Genomic DNA, 2973 nt, shown 5'->3' with positions numbered 1-2973 from the left:
AGGCTTGCCATAACTACACAGGCCATTAATACCGGCACCAGGGTATCCGATAATGCAAGTTTATTGCTTATGATACTTAGCAATACAAAACCACCCCCCCAGCTAAGCCCGGAAAGAAAATTGCCAAGTAAAAAATTAATGCTGGCAAATGTGCCATGACCTTCAGCTTTGGAGTCGCCAAAGTAACGCAGGTAAAAAACAACAATAAAACGATAAAGATTTACCGAAGAAATGATGGTCACAAAAGTGATGATATGATTTTCCGGCAACTGCCCCCAGTAGTTATGAGCAAAAATAGCAAGAGCTGCCAGTTGTAGTAGTATTTCAACCGGCATCAATCGGTACAGTGTTTGGTTCCCTTCAGGTGTATTCCTTATCACTAAAATTCTCTTAAATTATCAGTAGTTAAATCGATTCCCGGTTAGTCCTGACACATAGTATATTTCGGTCAATTTCCATAACTCTTGACCGGTTTGATGGTGTGCAATCAGGGTGATCTAAGCTTCTTTAGTAAATTCAGCGGCAAAATTCGATACAGGAACAGATTCTTTATTTTACGTAAGATAATCAATGACTTGTCGGGAAAGGAAATGTGACCTGGTAGAACAAATCCGTAAAGAAATTGCGTAATCATTCGATACTTATAGGGGAAGTATGCTGGGTATTGACCTATCCCGCATACGTTGTAATTTTTACGGGGTGTGAGTGTGATTCCAGAAGACAAACTAATTAACGCCAGAATTTTGCTCGTTGATAATGATCTGGTGAATGTTCTTGCGCTGAAAAATATATTACACGCTCATGGCTTTCGAAATATCACAAATAGCAAACCAGCTAGTAGTGAAAGAATCGTCGAAAAAAGCAAAATTCCTGCACTCGTTGTTTTAAATATCGATAACACCAATGGATCACATTTGCAGGTACTACAAAACTTGCATCAGGAGCTTTGCATTTACAATGTACCAATCCTGGTTTTAACGCGCGACGTTAACTCTGATGTCACCAGTAGCGCGATAAAAGCAGGCGCTAAAGAAGTGATTGGCTGGCCATTTGGTGAAACAGAAGTAATTACCCGAATTAACTCTTTATTGGAAAATCACTTTTTGTCGCAAATGGTCAAGGAAGGCGGTTCCGCTAAAAAGGAAACGGTGTCTAATCAGCATCTACAGGTTATTGAGCTGACGCGACAGATTGATCAAATCAAAAAAGCGCAGGAACACACCAAACATTTGGCAGGCTTTGACTCTTTGACGGGGCTTGCGAATACAGCGAGCTTATGCGATCACTTACGAAATATACTGAGGCATGTTCAGGAGGAAGACAGAATTGTTGCAATGCTGTTATTTTCACTGGAAAACTTCAGTGATATTTCCAAGTCAGTGGGGTATGACAGTGGTGACAAGATACTGCAAATTGCTGCTAACAGAATTAGCGAAAGCGTAGAAAAGCTCTCCCGCGGGGATAGCAGCGAAGAAGAATATTTTACTGCAAAATATTCGGGTGGAAAGTTTGTTGTTGTGCTCAATGATCTGGATTCAGAAACCAGGGCGATATCCATAGCGCACCGTATTATAGCCGCCATGTCTTCATCTTTCGAGTTATCCAGTATGGCATTGGACATAGGTACCCAGGTTGGAGTATCGCTGGCTCCGCGCTTTACTACTGAGGCGACTGAATTGGTGCGTCAAGCCGAGGTGGCTTTGCATAATGCTAAATTGAGTAGCCAACCGCTAATTGTATATGAAAAAGAAATAGATAATTATGACCCGCGTCGACTGGCATTGATGGCGGAGTTACGCAAGGCGATCAATAATGACAGTTTGTATCTTGTGTACCAACCCAAGGTGAATATTAAAACCGGCGCTATTTCCGGTGTCGAGGCATTATTGCGCTGGAACCATCCGGAACTGGGTTTAATTCCGCCTAATGAATTTATTCCCCTGGCTGAGCAGAGCAGTGTTATTAAACCATTAACCGTTTGGGTATTAAATAATGCCATGCGCCAGGCAACAGCGTTTGCGCGCTCCGGTCTGGATATTGCGATTGCAGTGAATATATCAGCGTGTAGCTTGCGTGATGATTCGCTGGTTGGTTATACCAGGATGCTGCTGCAAAAAAATAATATTCAACCTGATCGTTTGATATTGGAAATTACCGAAAGCGCTATGATGCAGGATCCTAATATGGGATTGAATTTGCTAAATCAACTCAGTGATCTTGGTGTGCAGATTTCCATCGACGACTATGGTACAGGTTATTCTTCATTAGCCTATTTAAAGCGATTGCCAGTTAATGAAATGAAAATTGATCGCACCTTTATCAAGGATATGGCAGCAGATGAAGATGACAGGTTGATCGTCGGCACTACCATTGGTATGGGGCATAACTTTGGTTTACGCGTCATTGCTGAAGGTGTGGAAGATGGCCAAACTGTTGACCTGTTGAAGCAAATGGGTTGCGACCAGGTGCAAGGCTATTATTATGCCAAACCAATGCCAGTTGATGAACTTTATGACTGGTTGACAGTAGATAACAAAGTAGCCTGGACGCTCAACTGATTCCTGTTACCTCTGGCCGTTTTATATCTTTGTATTTCGCTAGCTAATTAGCGAAATAATTATTTCCTACTACCTACTATTTATTACCTTTATCTGTAGTTTGCAAACCAGATAAGCGAGTAGTTTGACGCTCGCCACGCAAACATTTCAGATCATCATTAGTACCCTGCCTTTACCTGGGGTTAATCATTGTTAGTATCTAAACTTTACGTTACTTATATGGATAAAGAATAATTTGGCGAATTGTTAATCATGTATCTCGCAAAATTTTAGAGTTTATGCGCAATTAATAAAAAAATATCATCGAATAAGTATTTTTTCGTTGTAAAAAAAAATATAACTGATTAAATACGTTACTTAATATAAAAACAGATTTAATTTATAGCGGGAACGTTAAAGTTAATAAAAACTATTT

2 protein-coding genes are annotated in these 2973 nt (G+C 40.4%); one reads left to right on the top strand and one right to left on the bottom strand.

Annotated elements, in window-relative coordinates; all coding sequences use genetic code 11:
- The coding region (locus ACWVCM_RS00305) for a hypothetical protein (protein WP_455199695.1) at window positions 1-380 on the bottom strand (380 nt) is incomplete at its 3' end.
- 327 nt (window positions 381-707) lie between these two features.
- Here ACWVCM_RS00305 and ACWVCM_RS00300 point away from each other — a divergent pair.
- On the top strand, window positions 708-2558 hold the full coding sequence (locus tag ACWVCM_RS00300; protein ID WP_455199694.1) for a two-component system response regulator: 1851 nt from the start codon (window positions 708-710) through the stop codon (window positions 2556-2558).
- Window positions 2559-2973: the final 415 nt, after the last annotated feature.

The sequence above is a fragment of the Kaarinaea lacus genome (assembly GCF_975902315.1).
This window is presented reverse-complemented; position numbering and strand designations above follow the sequence as displayed.